General features: G+C 68.5%; 18 protein-coding genes. 4 read left to right on the top strand and 14 right to left on the bottom strand.

Going from position 1 to position 16975, the window contains the following annotated elements:
* Positions 1–129 precede the first annotated feature (129 nt).
* Together AC1DZQ_RS14800 and AC1DZQ_RS14795 are read right to left on the bottom strand one after the other, a co-directional pair.
* Positions 130–669: a 2'-5' RNA ligase family protein gene (locus tag AC1DZQ_RS14800; protein ID WP_476964245.1), complete on the bottom strand. Its 540-nt coding sequence runs from the start codon at positions 667–669 to the stop codon at positions 130–132.
* 230 nt (positions 670–899) lie between these two features.
* The gene (locus AC1DZQ_RS14795) at positions 900–1505 is read right to left on the bottom strand and encodes a malonic semialdehyde reductase (protein ID WP_476964244.1); all 606 of its coding nucleotides are present in this window, start codon (positions 1503–1505) and stop codon (positions 900–902) included.
* A gap of 235 nt (positions 1506–1740) precedes the next feature.
* Here AC1DZQ_RS14795 and AC1DZQ_RS14790 point away from each other — a divergent pair, with 235 nt between their 5' ends.
* Complete coding sequence (locus AC1DZQ_RS14790) at positions 1741–3096, top strand: uracil-xanthine permease family protein (RefSeq protein WP_476964243.1); 1356 nt, start codon at positions 1741–1743, stop codon at positions 3094–3096.
* 121 nt (positions 3097–3217) lie between these two features.
* On the opposite strand, the gene AC1DZQ_RS14785 is transcribed toward AC1DZQ_RS14790, so the two are convergent.
* Both AC1DZQ_RS14785 and AC1DZQ_RS14780 read right to left on the bottom strand, forming a co-directional pair.
* Positions 3218–3748, bottom strand: a complete 531-nt coding sequence (locus tag AC1DZQ_RS14785) for a hypothetical protein (RefSeq protein WP_476964242.1) — start codon at positions 3746–3748, stop codon at positions 3218–3220.
* Between the two features lie 59 nt (positions 3749–3807).
* The gene (locus AC1DZQ_RS14780) at positions 3808–4740 is read right to left on the bottom strand and encodes an SDR family oxidoreductase (RefSeq protein WP_476964241.1); all 933 of its coding nucleotides are present in this window, start codon (positions 4738–4740) and stop codon (positions 3808–3810) included.
* A 225-nt stretch (positions 4741–4965) separates the two neighbouring features.
* Here AC1DZQ_RS14780 and AC1DZQ_RS14775 point away from each other — a divergent pair, with 225 nt between their 5' ends.
* On the top strand, positions 4966–5466 hold the full coding sequence (locus AC1DZQ_RS14775) for a DUF6328 family protein (RefSeq protein WP_476964240.1): 501 nt from the start codon (positions 4966–4968) through the stop codon (positions 5464–5466).
* Entirely contained in the window at positions 5463–6173 is a 711-nt protein-coding gene (locus AC1DZQ_RS14770) for a DUF6766 family protein (protein ID WP_476964239.1), read from the top strand. Before AC1DZQ_RS14775 ends, AC1DZQ_RS14770 begins: the two co-directional genes overlap by 4 nt.
* Positions 6174–6213: 40 nt before the next feature.
* On the opposite strand, the gene AC1DZQ_RS14765 is transcribed toward AC1DZQ_RS14770, so the two are convergent.
* The 10 genes from AC1DZQ_RS14765 to AC1DZQ_RS14720 form a co-directional block, all read right to left on the bottom strand.
* On the bottom strand, positions 6214–7338 hold the full coding sequence (locus AC1DZQ_RS14765) for a glycerate kinase (protein ID WP_476964238.1): 1125 nt from the start codon (positions 7336–7338) through the stop codon (positions 6214–6216).
* Between the two features lie 51 nt (positions 7339–7389).
* On the bottom strand, positions 7390–8232 hold the full coding sequence (locus AC1DZQ_RS14760) for a glycerophosphodiester phosphodiesterase family protein (RefSeq protein WP_476964237.1): 843 nt from the start codon (positions 8230–8232) through the stop codon (positions 7390–7392).
* Positions 8233–8301: 69 nt separating this feature from the next.
* Positions 8302–8550, bottom strand: a complete 249-nt coding sequence (locus AC1DZQ_RS14755) for a hypothetical protein (RefSeq protein ID WP_476964236.1) — start codon at positions 8548–8550, stop codon at positions 8302–8304.
* A 137-nt stretch (positions 8551–8687) separates the two neighbouring features.
* Positions 8688–9506: an HAD family hydrolase gene (locus AC1DZQ_RS14750; protein ID WP_476964235.1), complete on the bottom strand. Its 819-nt coding sequence runs from the start codon at positions 9504–9506 to the stop codon at positions 8688–8690.
* 137 nt (positions 9507–9643) lie between these two features.
* Positions 9644–10156 carry a YbhB/YbcL family Raf kinase inhibitor-like protein gene (locus AC1DZQ_RS14745; RefSeq protein WP_476964234.1) on the bottom strand — a complete coding sequence of 171 codons (513 nt, stop codon included), beginning with the start codon at positions 10154–10156 and terminating at the stop codon, positions 9644–9646.
* Between the two features lie 17 nt (positions 10157–10173).
* The gene (locus AC1DZQ_RS14740; RefSeq protein WP_476964233.1) at positions 10174–11127 is read right to left on the bottom strand and encodes a carbohydrate kinase family protein; all 954 of its coding nucleotides are present in this window, start codon (positions 11125–11127) and stop codon (positions 10174–10176) included.
* Positions 11128–11184: 57 nt separating this feature from the next.
* The gene (locus tag AC1DZQ_RS14735) at positions 11185–12603 is read right to left on the bottom strand and encodes an MBL fold metallo-hydrolase (protein ID WP_476964232.1); all 1419 of its coding nucleotides are present in this window, start codon (positions 12601–12603) and stop codon (positions 11185–11187) included.
* Between the two features lie 42 nt (positions 12604–12645).
* Positions 12646–12948 carry a rhodanese-like domain-containing protein gene (locus AC1DZQ_RS14730; protein ID WP_476964231.1) on the bottom strand — a complete coding sequence of 101 codons (303 nt, stop codon included), beginning with the start codon at positions 12946–12948 and terminating at the stop codon, positions 12646–12648.
* A gap of 118 nt (positions 12949–13066) precedes the next feature.
* Positions 13067–14434, bottom strand: a complete 1368-nt coding sequence (nhaA, locus tag AC1DZQ_RS14725) for a Na+/H+ antiporter NhaA (RefSeq protein ID WP_476964230.1) — start codon at positions 14432–14434, stop codon at positions 13067–13069.
* A 175-nt stretch (positions 14435–14609) separates the two neighbouring features.
* Positions 14610–15407, bottom strand: a complete 798-nt coding sequence (locus AC1DZQ_RS14720; RefSeq protein WP_476964229.1) for an alpha/beta hydrolase — start codon at positions 15405–15407, stop codon at positions 14610–14612.
* Positions 15408–15704: 297 nt separating this feature from the next.
* Here AC1DZQ_RS14720 and AC1DZQ_RS14715 point away from each other — a divergent pair, with 297 nt between their 5' ends.
* Positions 15705–16811 carry a GTP pyrophosphokinase gene (locus AC1DZQ_RS14715; protein WP_476964228.1) on the top strand — a complete coding sequence of 369 codons (1107 nt, stop codon included), beginning with the start codon at positions 15705–15707 and terminating at the stop codon, positions 16809–16811.
* The last annotated feature ends 164 nt before the right edge of the window (positions 16812–16975 follow it).

Below are 16975 nucleotides of genomic sequence, written 5' to 3'. Positions count from 1 at the left end.
CCGCTCGTTAATTGCCCGCAATGCATCCTTCGTCATCGAAGTTGACCCCAGTATGGCACCGGTCCGCAAAATCCACCGCCGCAGTCCCGGATATGACGACCCAGCCCTCCGAAGGGGCCGTTCTGGCGCCTACGCCGGGGCGTCGGTCCACAACTTCAGGATCCGGCGCGTGGCGTGCCCGCCGTCGGGGGCCATGTCCACGAGCGCTATCCGGTCAAGCGCGAAGGTGTCGCCCCGCTGAAGCCGTTTGTCGCCGTGGTGCGAGACATGCGGCCGGTACCCTTCCAGGGTGAAGGCAGGCGTGGAGATCCTGCCGGGCAACTGCTCCACAATCCGGACCAGCTCGTTGTGGAGGACCTGCAGCTGTCCGCTGGGTTCAATCAGGTTGACCGGGATGGACCCTGCGCGCCCGAACCCGGCTTCGCCGTCCACGCTGATCCGGGAGCCCAGGGCGGCGGTCACCGGGCCCGCCATGAGGGCGGCGATTTGTTCGGCGAGCGGATCGCCCGCGGCCGGCGGCGTGCCCGGCCCGGGTTCCGCACGGGGTTCCTGGCGGGATTCGGCGACGTCGAACTTGACCAAGGTGAGGTGCAGCGGCCAGTCATCCCGGGGAAACTCGAGCCCCTCGGCTACCGGTTCCACGAAGGCCACCGCGATCAGGTTCCGCATGGGAAAAGTGTGCCACGCCGCGGCGCCCCTGGGGCCGGTCGGGCGCTGCAAACGCACAGTGCCGGCGGCGACGGCGCGGACTAAAATAGGAAGTGGCCTTGGATGTGGGCCGTGCGCTGAACCGCAGAATCGCATCCCGCGTGCCTCCGGCCTGTCCCCCATGGTGCCGGAGGCACCTCCGCGGAAAAACAGTGCCGGAGGACGGTGCCCGTTACCGACGCCGGAAGCTGCTAGACGGTACGGACGACGTCCTCGTACGCGAATTTCGGCTTGGCCGCGCCCCATGCGTCTGCCCCGGGCTGGCCGATGTTGACCACCAGGAAGCTCTTCTGGCTCCCGTCGGGGAAGAATGCGGCGTCGATCTTGGCGAAGTCGGCACCGGTCATGGGACCGGCCGCGAGACCCAGGGTGCGGACCGCAAGGATGAAGTAGCCGGCCTGCAGGTGCGCGTTGTTGTTGCCGGTGGCCGCGGCGAGATCCGGCGCGGCGTCATACATGGCTTTGGGGGCGTTGTAGCCGGGAAGGAATGCGTCCCACTGTTCCTGCCAGGCGGTGTCGTAGCTCAGGACCGCGACGAGCGGCGCTGATGCCGTCTTGGCGCGGTTGCCGGCGGCCAGTGCATCCACGAGCGTGGCGCGGGCTTCGTCGGAGCGCACGTAGGTAACGCGCAGCGGCTGGGAGTTGAAGGCGGTGGGGCCGAACTTCGTCAGTTCGTAGATCGCGCGGGCCTGCTCGTCAGTGACGTCGCCGGTAAAGGCGTTCGCCGTGCGGGCTTCGGCAAAAATGGCGTCCACTGCTGCTGCGTCGATTACTGCTTCTTCATGGGCGATCGTCATTCGCATCCCTTTCGCTGTGCCGGCGCACTCCTGGGTGGCCAGCGTCTCCTGCTGTCCATAGTTGCAACTTCAACGGCCGGCCTCTACTTCCCACCGCGCCCTGTGACGTCAGGCACACCAGCCCAACACGCACCAGGCCGGCCCGACGGGACGGCCGGTAAAAAGCTGCGCGGTAAAGTTGCTCGGGAAGATTCCTTCCGCGCCCCGCCCCACATTCTCTGAAAGGCTCCCGGCAATGAGCATGCTCGGCACCAAATGGAAGCTCCACGGCACCGGCAAGTCCGTCCGCCCCGGTGAGGTCGTCAGGCCGGATGAGCGGCTCACCTGGCCCCTGACGGTAGGGATCGGGATGCAGCACGTCGTGGCCATGTTCGGCGCCACCTTCCTGGTCCCGATCATCACGGGCATGCCGCCGGCCACCACCCTGTTCTTCTCCGGCATCGGCACCCTGCTGTTCCTGGTCATCACCCAGGGGCGCGTGCCGAGCTACCTCGGTTCCAGCTTCGCGTTCATCGCGCCAATCATGGCTTCCCAGCAGCAGTTCGGCATCCCCGGGGCGCTGGGCGGGGTGGTGCTGGCCGGTGCGACCCTCGCCATCGTTGGCGCCGTGGTGCAGAAGTTCGGCGCCGGTTGGATCAACCGGGTCATGCCGCCGATCGTGACCGGCGCGATCGTGGCTTTGATCGGGCTGAACCTGGCGCCCGCGGCGAAGGCCAGCTTCGACCAGGCCCCGGTGACCGCCTTCATCACGCTGGCCGTCATCATCGTGGTCAGCGTGCTTTTCCGCGGCATCCTGGGCCGGCTGAGCATCCTGGTGGGCGTCCTGGCGGGCTACCTTGTTGCCGTGATCCGGGGCGAGGTGGACTACGCCAAAATGGACGGCGCGGCGTGGGTGGGTCTGCCGCACTTCCAGACTCCCGAATTCCACCTCGGCGTCCTCGGCCTCTTCGTGCCGGTGGTGCTGGTGCTGGTGGCGGAGAACATCGGCCACGTAAAGTCCGTGTCCGCCATGACGGGGCAGAACCTCGACGGCGTCTCCGGCCGGGCGCTGCTGGCCGACGGCGCCGCCACTGTACTTGCCGGACTTGGCGGCGGGTCCGGGACCACCACGTACGCCGAGAACATCGGCGTCATGGCTGCCACCAAGGTGTATTCGACGGCGGCGTACTGGGTGGCCGGCGTCTTCGCTGTGATCCTGAGCTTCTCCCCGAAGTTTGGCGAACTCATCGCCACTGTCCCCGCCGGCGTCCTGGGCGGCGCGGCCACTATGCTCTACGGCATGATCGGCGTGCTGGGCGTGAAGATTTGGGTCCAGAACAAGGTGAACTTCTCCAACTCGATCAACCTGACCACGGCCGCCGTCGCCCTCATCGTCGGGATTGCCGACTACACCTGGACCATCGGCGACCTCAAGTTCACCGGGATCGCGCTCGGCTCGGCCGCCGCCCTGGTGATCTACCACGGCATGAAGGCGATCGCGAAGGTGCGCGGCACGGTGACCGAGCCGGAAACTGAAGATACCGCGCCGGCCGCGGCCTCAACGGCTGCGGTCAAGGCAGCCGTCAAGCGGAACCCCAAGAAGCGCCGCTAAGCAGCGCCCGAGCGGGCGCCATCCCGCAGACGAAAGAGGCCGGACACCGCCCACAGGCAGGAGTCCGGCCTCTTTCGCTGTCAGAGCCCTCTTTGCGGCGGGCGCGGCGGCAGCGACGGGGCTAGCCGGCGTCGAAGGCGTCCTTGTCATCGTCGCGGTCCTTCGGCGACTTGCTCTCCGGCAAGTCCGTCCCTGAGCCGTCCGGCAGCCCCGCCGCGTCCTGCCCTGGCTCGGAGGAGAAGGGTCGCCCGGCGTCCGGCTTTTCGGTGTTGGCCTCGTCCATCTCCGCCTCGGAGGAGGGCACGGCGTCCTCCTGGGCGTCGTGGTCGAAGCCGGGGGTTGCGCTGGCGTTTTCTGAACTCATTTGTTCCTCCGTTCCTCCGAAGCGTCCGGCTCCGGGTTCTCCTGCACTGTCTTGGTCTTGGGCGCCGAACTGGCTCAGGTCCGGTGCACCGGCCGGATACGTCTCGCCGTCGGGGCTGTCCTGGTTCAGCCCCGCGGCTTCGAAGGCCTCTTCTTCGCGGGGCTGGGCAAATTTCTTCTCATCGCCGTTTGTCGCGTCACCGGCGGGCATTTCCTGCTCGGCGGTCGGCGTGCCGTAGCCGCCCGCTTCTTCGGTGACGCTCTTGGGATCCTGCTGGTTTTCAGTCATGTCAGTCCTCCTGTTGCTGGAAATGGGACTAGCTGGATTTGGACGGGATCGAAGCGGACTCAGAGGCCTTTGCCTCCGGTAACCGGAAGCACCGCTCCGGAAATGTAGGAACCGTGTTCCGAGGCGAGAAGCACGTAGGCGGCCGCGAGCTCAGCCGGCTGGCCCGCCCGTTGAAGTGGTGTGTCCTGGCCGAAGGACGGCAGTTTCTCGGGCCACTCGGTGGCCGGAATCAGCGGCGTCCAGATGGGACCCGGGGCCACGGCGTTGACCCTGATTCCCTTCGGCCCGAGCTCCTGGGCCAGCGCCTTGGTGAAAGCCACTTGGGCTGCCTTGGTCATGGCGTAGTCGATGAGTTCCGGGGACGGGTTGAAGGCCTGGATCGACGCGGTGGTGATGATGGACGCCCCCGTTCCCAGGTGCGGGACCGCGGCACGGGCGGTCCAGAGCAGGGAGTACAGATTGGTTTTGAAGACGCGGTCGAACTCTTCGGTGGGGAGCGATTCCAAGCTGTCACGGTTCTTCTGGTACGCCGCATTCAGGACCAGAACATCGAGGCCCCCGAATTCGGCCAGGGTCGCCTCAACGATGTGCCCGGCGAAGTCCTCACTGCGGCCGTCGCCGGGAAGCAGCAGGGCCTTGCTGCCGGCCTTTCGGATCCACTCGGCGGTGTCCTGGGCGTCTTCTTCCTCCTCCGGCAGATAGGAGATCGCGACGTCGGCGCCCTCGCGGGCGAACGCGATCGCCACCGCCTTGCCGATTCCGGAGTCACCGCCGGTGATGAGGGCGGCTTTGCCGCTCAGGGCACCGCTGCCCCGGTAGCTTTCCTCGCCATGGTCCGGTTTGGGCTCCATGGGCGAGGTGAGGCCGGGCTGTTTCTGGACCTGTTCCGGGAACGGGCCCGAGTGGTAGCCGGCGCGGGGATCGCGCGGCTGGTCTTGCTGCTTGCCGCCTCCGCTGGAGGCGCCGGCTGCCGTGCTGCTTGCGTCACTCATAGTCCACCTAACCAATGCGTCGGTTTCCAGCGATGCTCTCGGGCCGGCGCTGGCCGGGCCTTCCGAAATCATCCCCGTGAAGTAAACAGTTTCTACCCTAACCGCAAAGTGATCAGTAAACTTACTACCGACTTGTCTTTTATCAACTTTCAAGCCTAGGTTGAGGGTGGGCCGCACGCGGCGGCAGGTTCACAATTGGTTTCAGGATTGCGCGGAGGAGCACCAATGACAGGCCCAGTGGCGCCGAAGGATGACGGCAGGGACGAATCACGTGCTGAGCGGATGGACCGCAACTGGGCCGAACTGCTGCAGGAACTGCGCGTTCTCCAGACCGGGGTCCAACTCCTCGCCGGCTTCCTCCTGACGCTGCCGTTCCAGGCGCGCTTCGAGACGCTGGATGATTACCAAACCCGCCTGTACCTCGCCAACGTCGTCCTGGCCGCCCTCACCACGGCCACGATCCTGCTGCCGGTGAGCGTGCACCGCCGGCTGTTCCGGCAGGGGCTGAAGGCCACGCTCGTGGCCAGCGCCGATACCATCGCCAAGTTCTCACTGGCCGGCGTCGGGCTGCTGAGCGTGGGGACCACGTCCCTGATCTTCGACGTCACCCTGGGCCGGACGGCGGGCGTGATAGCTGGCGTCGGATTGCTGGCCGTACTGGTACTGCTACTGGTTCTTGTCCCTGCCCGGATCCGTCGGCAGGCCCGCGAGGAGGAGTCACGATGACAAACGTTTCACATGATCGGCGCACCGCAGGCACGGGCGGAACCATGGGCAAGTGGGTCAAGGAACACGGACTGCTGCTGGCCAACATCGGGCTGTTTGTCGTGTTTTTCGGCGGCATGATCCTCAGCGGAGCGAGCACCTACAGCGACGAGCAGACGGCCCACGGCGAGCCGGCCGTGACCCTGCTGCAGTACCTTGGCACCGGGTCCTTCCTGGAGGCAACATTCGAGAACTGGGAATCGGAATTCCTGCAGATGGGCATGTATGTCCTCTTGACCGTCTTCCTGTTCCAGAAGGGGTCCTCCGAGTCCAAGCCCATGGGCAGCCCCGCCCCGCAGGACGAGGACCCCAGGCAGGCCAGGCTCAAGGTATCGACCCCGTGGCCGGTGCGCCGCGGCGGCTGGGTGCTCAAGCTCTACGAACACTCGCTGTCGATCATGTTCCTGCTGCTGTTCGTGGCGTCCTTCATCCTGCACGCGGTTGGCGGCGCGGACGACTACAACAGTGACCAGGAGGCGCACGGGCAGCCCACCGTGACGGTGCTGGGCTACCTGGCGACGAGCCGCTTCTGGTTCGAGTCCTTCCAGAACTGGCAAAGCGAATTCCTCGCGGTGGCGGTCCTGGTGGGCGCCTCGGTCTACCTGCGCGAGAAGGGCTCCCCCGAGTCGAAACCTGTGGCCGAACCGCACTACGAAACCGGCGCCTAAACGGCACGGCGCTCAGCACGGCAGCGAGCCTGCAGGTGCGCTAGGCGCCTTCGAGGACCTGGCTGGTGACCCAGGCCAGGTACTTGGCGGCGTTGGCGACAGCGTCCTGCGGGCTGCCGGCGACGTCCAGCAGTTGCGCCGCGGCCACCACGCCGTGACGGGCGAGGTCTTCCGGGGTGACGAGGATCCGGCCCGCCACCACGATCACCGGAATGCCGAGGGCCTGGGCGGCATCGGCGAGGGCGATCGGTGCCTTGCCCGTCAGCGATTGGCTGTCCATGGAGCCTTCACCGGTAATGACCAAATCAGCCACCGCGAGTTTCGCGTCCAGCCCGGTGAGGCCGGCCACCAGCTCGAAGCCGCCTTCCAGGGCGGCGGTGCTGAAGGCCAGGAACGACGCCGGGAACCCGCCGGCCGCGCCGGCGCCGGGCACGTTGACGTCCCGGCCCGTCGACTCGCGCAGGACCGAGGCCCAGTTGCGCAGGCCGGCGTCGAGCAGCTCCACCGCATCGGCGTCGGCGCCTTTTTGCGGACCGAACACGTGTGCGGCCCCGTCGCTGCCGTACAGCGGGTTTTGAACGTCGACGGCGATCCTGAACTTCACCCCGGCCAGCCGCGGGTCGAGGCCGCTGGTGTCCACGGACGCGACGTCGGCGAGTGATCCGCCGCCAAGGGGCACCACGTTGCCGGCGGTGTCCAACGGCTTGAGCCCGAGGGCGCGGAGTGCGCCGCTGCCGCCGTCGCTCATGGCCGAACCGCCCACGCCCAGCACGATTTCCGTGGCACCGGCGTCCAGCGCGGCGGCGATCAGCTGGCCGCAGCCATAACTGTGGGCGCGCAGCGCGTTGGCCGGCGTGGGCTCCATGTGCGCCAGCCCGGAGGCCTGCGCCGTTTCAATCACCGCGGTGGCCCCGCCGAAGGCATCCGCGCGGATGGCCCACGCGGCACCGATCGGGGCCAGGATCGGGCCGACCACTGCGTTGAGCCGTTCCTCGTAGCCGGCAGCGACGGCCGCCTCGAGGGTCCCTTCGCCGCCGTCGGCCACCGGAAACTGGATGGCCTCGGCCTCGGGGTAGACGCGCAGGGCGCCTTCGGCGATGGCGGCGGCGGCTTCGACGGCAGTGAGGGAGCCCTTGAACTTGTCCGGGGCGATGAGGATGCGCATGGATCTATCCTGCCAGTCCGGCGGTCCCGGCGTGCTGAGGCGACGCGGTGTTTAGGCCCAGGTCCCGCGCTCCTGGAGGACCGCCTTGAGCAGGTCCGCGCGGTCCGTGACAATCCCATCGACGCCAAGGTCCAGCAGCCGGTGCATTTCCGCGGGCTCGTTGACTGTCCACACATGGACCTGCAGGCCGTGCCGGTGTGCCCGCCGGATGAAGCCCGGCGTCACCACGGGCACGGCGCCGTAGCGGACGGGGACCTGCAGGGCGTGGACTCCGCGCAGTGCCCGGCGCGCCACGGCGGACATCAGCGGCGTCGGCAGCACGGGGCCCAGCAGGACGAACACGGCATTGGACACGATGCCGGCCGAGCTCGCGGCGGGACGGCTCAGCTGCTTCAGCACCGCGCGTCGCCGCCGGTCCGAGAAACTGGCCACCAGCACGCGGTCGTGCAGTCCGTGGCGTTCGATCGCCGAGGCCAGGGTGCCCACGGAGTTCCAGTCCTTGACGTCGACATTGAGCCGGACGTCGGGGAAGGCCGCGATCAGCTCCTCAAACCGCGGGATCGGTTCGGTCCCGCCGATCCTGGCCAGGTCCACGGTTGAGGCCGGAAGGTCCGCGATCCTGCCCCGCCCCTCGGTAATCCGGTCCAGGGTTTTGTCGTGGAAGAGCACCAGCACGCCGTCGGCCGTGGTGTGCACGTCCGTCTCCAGGTGCCGGAACCCGAGGTCGACGGCGGCGCGGAACGCGGCCATCGAGTTCTCCAGCCCGTCCAGTGAGAAGCCCCGGTGGGCCATGGCCATCGGCGCCCGGGGGTCACCCGGAACCCGGGTGGCGGCGTCCTCCGGACCGCCGTCGCGATTGCCGCCGAGGGCAAAGTAGGGGTGCAGGTCAGTCACTCCTGAAGCGTACCCGAGCCTTGATCTGCCGGCACCGGGGCCGTGGACCGGGGGTTGGCGGGCGGGGTGTCAGGAGCGGTGCTGGCGGATTTCGACGCCGTCGCTGCAGTGCAGCAGCGTGCGGCCGCGGCCGCCGTCGAGGTCCACCCAGACCGCACTGTGGTCCGCCGTCACGGCGTCCACAAGGCCACCCGTCTCGAAGCCAGGGGCCAGCCGGACGCTGACGCGGTCGCCCTGGCGCAGCTGCCTCCAGTGCCGGTCCGGCTCCACCGGGTGCAGGGGTTGATCGTCCGTGTTGTTGATGCGGTGCCTGGCCATGATGTCCCCACTATCGGTCAAACGATTCGTCGCGAGCTTCCAGCCTAGGAGGCCAAGGTGAACGCCAGTTGACCGTCTGCTGGGAATCCGGTGTCCGAGGGGAGCTGGGCGGGGACGAGGGCCGCGGTGCCTGGGCCTTAGGCCAGCCGGACGCCGAGTTCGGCGAGCTTGGACTCGAGGATCTGGGCGACGCCGTCGTCGTCGAAGTGCGGGGCCTGCTGGCCGGCGGCCCGGATCGCTTCCGGGTGGCCGCTGGCCATCGCGTAGCCGTGCCCGGCCCAGCGAAGCATCTCGATGTCGTTGGGCATGTCCCCGAATGCCACCACGTCCGCGGCGTCGATGCCGAGGGACGCCGCATATTCAGCCAGGGCCACGGCCTTGTTCACGCCCGGCAGGGAGAGCTCCAGCAGGGCCATATTCGGCGCCGAGTGCGTCGCGGCGGCCAGATGGGCGACGGCGGGCGTCACCTCGGCCAGGAACTCGTCGGCGGTGCCTTCCCGGACAATGGCCAGGAACTTCGCCACGGCGTCCGCCTCCGTGAGGGTGGTGTGCAGCGGGGCCGGGGTGAATTCCGCGAGCAGTTTGCTGGCGCCCTCTTCGATGAAGCCCGGTTCCAGGTGGAAGCCCGTCAGGGTTTCGGCGGCAAACCGTGCGGACGGACGCAACCGCTTGATGATGCGGCGGACCTCGAACATGGCGTCGAGGTCCAGTGTCCGCGCCGAGAGCAGGCGGTCTGCCTCGAGGTCCCACACGACGGCGCCGTTGGAGCAGATGACCGTTCCGGTGTGCCCCAACTGGTCCTGCAGGGGGTGGAGCCAACGCGGCGGACGTCCGGTGACGAACACCAGTTCCAGCCCGGCGTCGCGGCACGCATGGAACGCGCGGACGGTCCGGTCGCTGATTTTGCCGTCATGGCCGAGGATCGTTCCGTCAATGTCACTTGCTACCAGCCGCATAGTGCCAGTCTACGTGCGCCGGGACAGCCGGCCTTCGCGGCGGCAGTCGCCGAGATCGCCGGACCGCGTCGGGTTCGCCGGAAAATTCCGGCGAACTGGAGTGTTTCCGGCGAACTCGACGGCGGGCGGCGGCGTGCTCAGTGGCGTTCGAGGATGCCGGTGAGCGTGCCACGGCCCAGGGTGTGCCGCGACAGCTTCGCTTCCAGGCTGCCCGGAGCGGTGTGCTCATTCAGTCCGGACGGTGCGATGTCGAGCGCGTGGACGGTGATGACGTAGCGGTGCGGCCCGTGCCCGGGAGGCGGTGCCGCGCCCAGATAGCCGTGGAACCCGCCGTCGTTCCTTAACTGGATGGCGCCCGGGGGAAGGAGCCTGCCGCCCTCGGCGCCCGCCCCCGCCGGCAGCGACGTGACGTCGGCGGGGACGTCCAGCACGGCCCAGTGCCAGAAGCCGCCGCGGCCCGGGGCGTCGGGATCGAACATGGTGACTGCATAGCCCTTGGTGCCGGCCGGGGCGCCGCTCCAGCTCAGCTGCGGGGATTCGTCCTGGCCGCCGGCGCGCATCTTGCCGCTGCGCTGGGCAGGCGGGAGCGTCTGGCCCTCCGCGAAGGAGTCACTGCGGACAGGGAACACCGGAAAATCGTGGCGTGTCATGGCTGCCTTTCACTCACTCACTGCAGGGGCTGTGCCCCCATTTCCATCCGTGCCAGCTCCGCGCGGGTGGGCGGGTTGGCGCCGGCGCGGGACACGGTGACTGCCGCTGCCCGGGAGGCATGGGCGAGGAGATCGCGGAGGTTTTCGGCGGAGAGTTCGCGCAGGGCCTTGCGGTTTTGTGCCCCGTCCAGGCCCAGGTCCACCACGCCGGACAGCAGCGCGGCCATGAACGAATCCCCCGCCCCGACTGTGTCCGCGACGTTGATCTCGGGGGCGGGGAACTCCGCCTCACCTGCGGCGTTGATGCCCCAGGGTCCCTTGCTGCCGCGGGTTACGACCACCATGGCCGGCCCTTCGGAGCCGCCCAGAGCCTGCCAACGGCGGGCCGAGTCCAGCGGGTCAACCCCCGGGTAGAGCCATTCGAGGTCCTCGTCGGAGGCTTTCACAACGTCAGCGAGGGTCACGAACTTTTCGGCCTGCCCGCGGGCGTAGTCCACGTCCGGGATGATGCTGGGGCGACAATTCGGGTCGAAGCTTATGGTGGCGGACGGGTGGGCGCGCTCGACGGCGGCAAGCACCTCGGCGGCGCCGGGCGCCAGCATGGTGGCGATGGATCCGGTGTGCAGCAGCGTGGTTCCCTGGAGCAGGAACGGCAGGCGGGCCGCGACGCCGGGAAGCTCCCAGGCGAGGTCGAACGTGTAGGTGGCGGCGCCGGCGTCGTCGATCAAAGCGGCGGCCACACTGGTGGGCAGCTCATCAGCTCCCACCGGGAGCAGCACGGAGCTCGACTTCAGGTGGGCAGCCAGGGCCTCGCCATACGCATCGCGGCCGTAGCGGCCAATGAACTGGACCGGATGGTCCAGCCGCGCCAGCCCCACCGCCACGTTGAGGGGACTGCCGCCGACATGGGCCTGGACGCCGGAGGACCGCTGGACTACATCAACCAGCCCCTCGCCAATAACTGTGAGCATGACCATACTCTGCCAGAGAATCCGTTCCGGCGCCGAGTGTTGAGCGCACCGCCCGCATCAGCCCGCCTCCGCCGGGCCGACCGCGCTCCCCAGGCCGCCGGCGCTCCCCGGCGGCCCGGCCGCGGTGGTTTCCAGGGCGATCCCGGCGGCCGCGGCGCTGGCGAACCTGGCGTCGACGTGGACCACGTCGCGGCCCGCCCGCGCCAGGAGGCTGGCGGCGATCCCGGCACGGTACCCGGAACCGCAGTGCACCCAGAGCTTCCCCGCGGGGACGTCCCCGAGGCGCAGCAACAGCTCGTGCAGCGGCACGTTGACCGCGCCCAGCACCTTGGCAGCGGCGAATTCGTCGGCCCGGCGCACGTCCAGAACGGTGTCCTCAGGCGCCCGGCCGGCGAGCACGCCGTCCCAGCCCACGCGCGGGTAGGAGGCCATTCCGGCCTGCGGCGCCAGGACGTGCGGCTCGGTCCCGACGGCGGCGTCCGGGGATTCGATGCCGATCCGGGAGAGGTCGCGGATGGCGCCCTCAATGTCTTCCCGCGAACCCACCAGTGTCAGTGGTTCGCCCCACGGCAGCACCCAGCCGAGATAGGTGGTGAAACTGGAACCGGAGCCATACTCAAAACTGACGCTGCCCTTGAGGTGGCTGTTGGCGAACGCCACGCGCCGGCGCAGGTCCACCACCCACTCGCCGTCGTCCAGGCGCCGGATGAGCTCGGCGGCATCGAGCGATGCCGGAACGGCCAGCTCCGCGGGGCCCGGGCCCCGAACATTGGCCGGGCTCATGTGGGCGTAGTAAGAGGGGTGGTCCGTGAGGTTGGCGATGAGCTGGCGGACGAAGTGGTCCTCGTCGGGGTCCGTCAGGGCGTGGTTGGCGGCAAGCTGCTCGCCGATGGTGGAGGACCGGGCGCCGGTGGCGGGTCCGGAGGAGCAGAACGAGCCGAATCCGTGCGTCGGGAACAGCGCGGCGTCATGGCCGGCCGCGGCGGCGAGGCGCCGGACCGAGGCGTACTGGTCGTGGGTTAAGCCGACCGTGTCCGCCTCGGCGACAAGGTCGGTGCGGCCCACCGAGCCGTACAGCAGGCTGCCGCCCGAGAAGACGGCCCGCTTCCCGCCGTCGTCCACGATGAACGATAAGTGGGTGTGCGTGTGGCCCGGCGTGGCGACCGCGGTGACCGTGAGCGAGCCCACCCGGACCGTTTGGCCGTCCGTGACGGGCGTGCGCTCGAACGCGACGAGGTCGGCGGCGTTCACGAGATAGCTGGCGCCGTGGGCCCGGGCCAGGATCAGCCCGCCGGTGATGTAGTCATTGTGCAGGTGCGTTTCGGCCACGTGCGTGATGGCCACCCCGGCGTCGCGGGCGGCCGCCTCGATGCGGTCAGTGTCGCGCTGCGGGTCGATCGCCAGCGCCACCGAGCCGTCGTGGACCAGGTAGCTCCGGTCCCCGAGCTGCGGGGTCTCGATGACGATGACTTCCATGGCCCCTCCGGTAAGGACAGCCCCTTTAAGGTCAGCTTAAGGTCAGCCCCGGTTGACGGGGTGTCCCTCGTCCTGCCACTGCATGATCCCGCCGGTGACGTTGACGGCGTCGTACCCCTGGTCTTCCAGGTAGGTGGTGGCCTGGGCGCTGCGGCCGCCGGCGGCGCACATGACGTAGACGGTTCCGCTGGCCGGAACCTCGGTGAGGGACTGGACGAACCGTGAGAGCGGGATGCTCCTGGCACCAGGAACGCGGACCGCGACGTATTCGTCTTCCTCACGGACATCGACGATTTCGGTGGCGTCGCCCAGTGCGGCCAGGTCCTTGACGGAGATGCTCTTCATGCCTGTTCCTTTCGAGGGCGCCGGTCGGCCCGGCGCGAATATCCAGCTGCACAATGATACCCCTTGGGGTATCAAAGGTATGTCGGGCAGCCCCTCCTGCTCCATCTCAAATCTAGCCTTAGCCGGCCCCGGTGTCCCGCTGGTAGACGTCCGGGATGCCGTCGTGGTCCGAGTCGACCTTTTCCTCCTCCTCCGCCCGCCGGTACTGCTGGTTGCGGGCCCGGAGCACCACGGTGGCCAGGAGCGCGGCGAGCAGGGAGGCCGCGAGGATCCCCACCTTCGCGTGGTCCTCGTGCGCACTGCCCTGCCCGAAGCTCAACTCGGCCAGCAGCAGCGACACCGTGAAACCGATGCCCGCCAGGATCGAGAGGCCGAAGACGTCGATCCATTTGAAGGACCCGTCCAGCCGGGCCCGCGTGACTTTGGTGATGAGCCATGTGGTGCCGAGGATCCCGGCCGGTTTTCCGACCACGAGCGCCACGATGATGCCCACCGCCACGGGGTCCGTCAGGGCGGCACCGAGGCCCTGCCAGCCGCCAATGACCACCCCTGCGGAAAAGAACGCGAAGACCGGGACGGCGATCCCGGCAGAAATCGGGCGGAACCGGTGTTCGAAGATCTCTGCCAGGCCCGGGCCGGCCTCAGGGCCTCCGCTGGCCCTGGAGCGTTTGACGGGAACGGCAAATCCGAGGAGGACCCCGGCCACGGTGGCGTGGATGCCTGACGCGTGCACGAGGGCCCACGTCGCTACGCCGAGCGGCAGCAGGATCACCCAGGCTGCCGCCGCGTGCGTGCCGAAGAACCGGCGGTATTTGTGCACCAGGAACGTGTAGAGGCCCAGCGGGAGCAGCGCGAGCAGGAGCGGCTCGGGGTGCAGGTCGCTCGTGTAGAAGACCGCGATGATGGCGATGGCCAGGAGGTCGTCCACAACGGCGAGGGTCAGCAGGAAGATCCGCAGCGCACTGGGAAGGTGGGAACCGATGAGCGCCAGCACCGCGACGGCGAAGGCGATGTCAGTGGCGGTGGGAATGGCCCAGCCGTGCAGGGTCTCGGTGCCGGAGAGGTTGATGGCCGCGTAGATGAGTGCCGGAACGGCCACACCGCCCACGGCGGCGGCCACCGGAACCACGGATTTGCTCGGCTGGCGCAGGTCGCCGGCGACAAATTCGCGCTTGAGTTCGAGCCCGACCAGGAAGAAGAAGATGGCGAGCAGGCCGTCTGCGGCCCATGCGCCCAGGCTCAGGTCCAGATGCCAGGGCGCGTAGCCGATGGTGAAGTCGCGCAGCGCGAAGTAGCTTTCCCAGGCCGGGGAGTTGGCCCACACCAGGGCGACCAGCGCCGCGGCGACCAGCAGCGCGCCGCCCACGGTTTCCTTGCGGAGGATTTCGCCGATCCGCAGGGCCTCGGTGTAGCTGCCCCGGCCAAAGATGGTCAGACGCGGCGGCGTAGGAGGAGGCGGTGTTGGCGAAGGGGGCAAGGCGCTCATGGGATCCTCAAAATGGGGTCGACGGAACTATGCCGACCAGACTTCCCGGCGCACCTGCGGTCCAGTGTATTCGCTTTCGGCGGCCAGCGGGGCCGGGGGCGACTGGCCGGCAGCCGGACGGGCGACTGGCCGGCAGCCGGACGGGCGACTGGCCGGCAACCTGACCGGCCGGACTTCAGACCAGCAGCTGCTGCACGAGTTCACGGCATTTCCGGTAGGCGGGTGCCTTCGGATCAATGAGCGCAAAGTGGTCGCCCGGGACCTTGAGCAACTGGACCGGCGCCCCGGCCGCCTTGGCTGCTCCGGCGTAGGTCTCGGACTGGCTCACCGGCACGGTATCGTCCTCGGTGCCGTGGACGGCATATACGGGCACGCCCAGCGGCACCGCGGTCATGGGGTCCGCAAATTTATGCCGTTTGGGATATTTCTCGGACGAGCCGCCAAGGAAGTTGCTGACGGCACCGTTGCTGAGGTTGAGCCGCTCGGCCGCCGCGAGGTTGAGCAGCCCCGACTGACTGACGACGCCGGTGAGCTGCACCGCGCCGTCGTCGTTGCCGCGACGCGTCAGCTGGCGGTCCGCGTCCGGGGCTCCGAGTCCGGCGAGCCGGCTGCGTCCTGCCGCCCAGACGGCGAGGTGACCGCCGGCCGAGTGGCCCAGGGCCACCACGCGGTCCAGTCCCAGCCCGTGCTCGTCGGCGAGCTCACCGAGCTTGTCGATTCCGGCCAGGACGTCGGCAAACGTGTTGGGCCAGCCTCCGCCGTTTCCGGCCCGCCGGTACTCCAGGTTCCAGGCTGCCATGCCGTGCGCGGCGAGGTCCTTGGCAAGGGGCTCGCCAAGTTCTGCGCCGTACTGGGAACGCCAGTAGCCGCCATGGATCACCACCACCACACCCTTGGGCGTGGCAAGCTCCGGGAGGAAAAGCTCACCCCACTGGCTGGGGTCCTCGCCATATTGGTACTTGTGCCTCTTCACAGCGTCCTCCTTGGGGCCCGGTGAACAGGCGGCGGAGACTGCCCCCATAGTCACCGCCGCTGCGGCCACGATCATAGCCCGTCGCCGCATTTCAGCCATGTGCTGAGCCTACCTTGGGCGCCAAGCGGCCCCGCGCAGGCCGGGACCCTTAAATGCCGCCCATGCGCTGCCTTGCACACCGCCTTATAGCGGCGGCGGTGGCGGGTGCTGAAGTCGGCTGCTGCACGAGTGCCTGCGGGCGTGCCCGGCGGTGCCAGCCTGCGGGCCGGTGTCGGCGGTGCGCCGTAAGCTGGATCCATGGCGAGCAACTGGGACCGTTTGGACGTGAGCCTGCGCGATTCCGTGCAGGAGAACGTGGAGTTGTACGAGCGGGTCCGGCCTGCCCTGAAGCTGGTCACCCGGGAGGTGCTGCTCACGCTGCGGACCATGCTCAAGGACACCGAAGTCACGCCATTGTTCGTCACCGGCCGCACCAAGACCGTTGAATCCTTCCGCGAGAAGATCTCCCGCACGGAGGAACCGCTGGAACCTGGCGGGCCTCCTGTGCTGAAGTTCCCGGACCCGTTCCGGACCCTGAACGACATGGTGGGCATCCGTGTGATCACCAAGCTGCCGGCGGAAAACGCGGTGGTGGCCAATCTGATCAAGCGCCAGCGCCAGCTCTTTGACTGCCGGGGGGACCGCGAAAAGGACATCGGCTCGATCGAGTCGGGCACGTACGGCTATTCCAGCCGGCACCTGATCCTGCGGACCATCCAGAACGAGGCCGTCAAGGACTACCAGCTGGCCTTCAACCCGGACGTCCCGGCGAACGGCAGCTACTTCTTCGAGTGCCAGATCCGCACAGTGTTCGCCCACGCATGGAGCGAGATCGAGCACGACATCCGTTTCAAGGCCGAGGACCCGCGGGCCTGGACCCCGCACTTCGACCGCCAGTTCACCGCCACGGCCGCCATGTTGGAGACCGTGGAGAGCGCGTTCTCGGACCTGCATGAGCGCTACGAGGAGGTCCGCAGTTACTGGGATGTGGACGGCGAGGGCGGCGCGCAGCTGACGCCCAACCGGATCCGCGACGTGTGGCGGACCCTGTTGCCGCACGTGGACCGGAAAGTCGACGACGACTGGGGCTGGGCCGCGGAGCTCATGGCCGCCCATGGCCTCAATCAGACCGTGCAGCTCGCCGGGCTGCTCAGCGCCAACCGGATCACCGAGGTCCGCAAGGCCCTGGACCACCGCTACTCCCCCGGCCCGGACCGGCTGCTCGACGACCTGCTGCTGTGGCAGTACGGCACCGAACACATCGAGCTCACCGCCGAGCCGGCCGACGCCGTCCCGCACCCCCGGCGCGACAGCCTCCAGCGGCGGCTCAAGCAGATCGAGCGGTACCGGCTCACCCAGGGCTAGCGTGGGCCTGCGTCCGCGGACGCCCTTCCCTGCGCTGCCCGCCTGTCTGCCTTGGCTGCCTGCGTGGATGCGTGCCTGCGTGGATTCTCCCCACCTTTGACACCCCGACGCCGGGATTCACCGGCGGTTCGGCCCGACACGCGGGGCGCCGACTTCAAAGGTGG

The sequence above is a fragment of the Arthrobacter sp. P1_C12_2 genome (genome assembly GCF_056406415.1).
The sequence above is the reverse complement of the archived record's forward strand: the minus strand, read 5'-3'. Positions and strand labels throughout refer to the sequence as shown.

Coding starts and splice junctions, on each gene's coding strand:
- AC1DZQ_RS14800 (WP_476964245.1), bottom strand. CDS start 669: ATGCGGAACCTGATCGCGGTGGCCTTCGTGGAACCGGTAGCCGAGGGG.
- AC1DZQ_RS14795 (WP_476964244.1), bottom strand. CDS start 1,505: ATGACGATCGCCCATGAAGAAGCAGTAATCGACGCAGCAGCAGTGGAC.
- AC1DZQ_RS14790 (WP_476964243.1), top strand. CDS start 1,741: ATGAGCATGCTCGGCACCAAATGGAAGCTCCACGGCACCGGCAAGTCC.
- AC1DZQ_RS14785 (WP_476964242.1), bottom strand. CDS start 3,748: ATGACTGAAAACCAGCAGGATCCCAAGAGCGTCACCGAAGAAGCGGGC.
- AC1DZQ_RS14780 (WP_476964241.1), bottom strand. CDS start 4,740: ATGAGTGACGCAAGCAGCACGGCAGCCGGCGCCTCCAGCGGAGGCGGC.
- AC1DZQ_RS14775 (WP_476964240.1), top strand. CDS start 4,966: ATGACAGGCCCAGTGGCGCCGAAGGATGACGGCAGGGACGAATCACGT.
- AC1DZQ_RS14770 (WP_476964239.1), top strand. CDS start 5,463: ATGACAAACGTTTCACATGATCGGCGCACCGCAGGCACGGGCGGAACC.
- AC1DZQ_RS14765 (WP_476964238.1), bottom strand. CDS start 7,338: ATGCGCATCCTCATCGCCCCGGACAAGTTCAAGGGCTCCCTCACTGCC.
- AC1DZQ_RS14755 (WP_476964236.1), bottom strand. CDS start 8,550: ATGGCCAGGCACCGCATCAACAACACGGACGATCAACCCCTGCACCCG.
- AC1DZQ_RS14750 (WP_476964235.1), bottom strand. CDS start 9,506: ATGCGGCTGGTAGCAAGTGACATTGACGGAACGATCCTCGGCCATGAC.
- AC1DZQ_RS14745 (WP_476964234.1), bottom strand. CDS start 10,156: ATGACACGCCACGATTTTCCGGTGTTCCCTGTCCGCAGTGACTCCTTC.
- AC1DZQ_RS14740 (WP_476964233.1), bottom strand. CDS start 11,127: ATGCTCACAGTTATTGGCGAGGGGCTGGTTGATGTAGTCCAGCGGTCC.
- AC1DZQ_RS14735 (WP_476964232.1), bottom strand. CDS start 12,603: ATGGAAGTCATCGTCATCGAGACCCCGCAGCTCGGGGACCGGAGCTAC.
- AC1DZQ_RS14730 (WP_476964231.1), bottom strand. CDS start 12,948: ATGAAGAGCATCTCCGTCAAGGACCTGGCCGCACTGGGCGACGCCACC.
- nhaA (WP_476964230.1), bottom strand. CDS start 14,434: ATGAGCGCCTTGCCCCCTTCGCCAACACCGCCTCCTCCTACGCCGCCG.
- AC1DZQ_RS14715 (WP_476964228.1), top strand. CDS start 15,705: ATGGCGAGCAACTGGGACCGTTTGGACGTGAGCCTGCGCGATTCCGTG.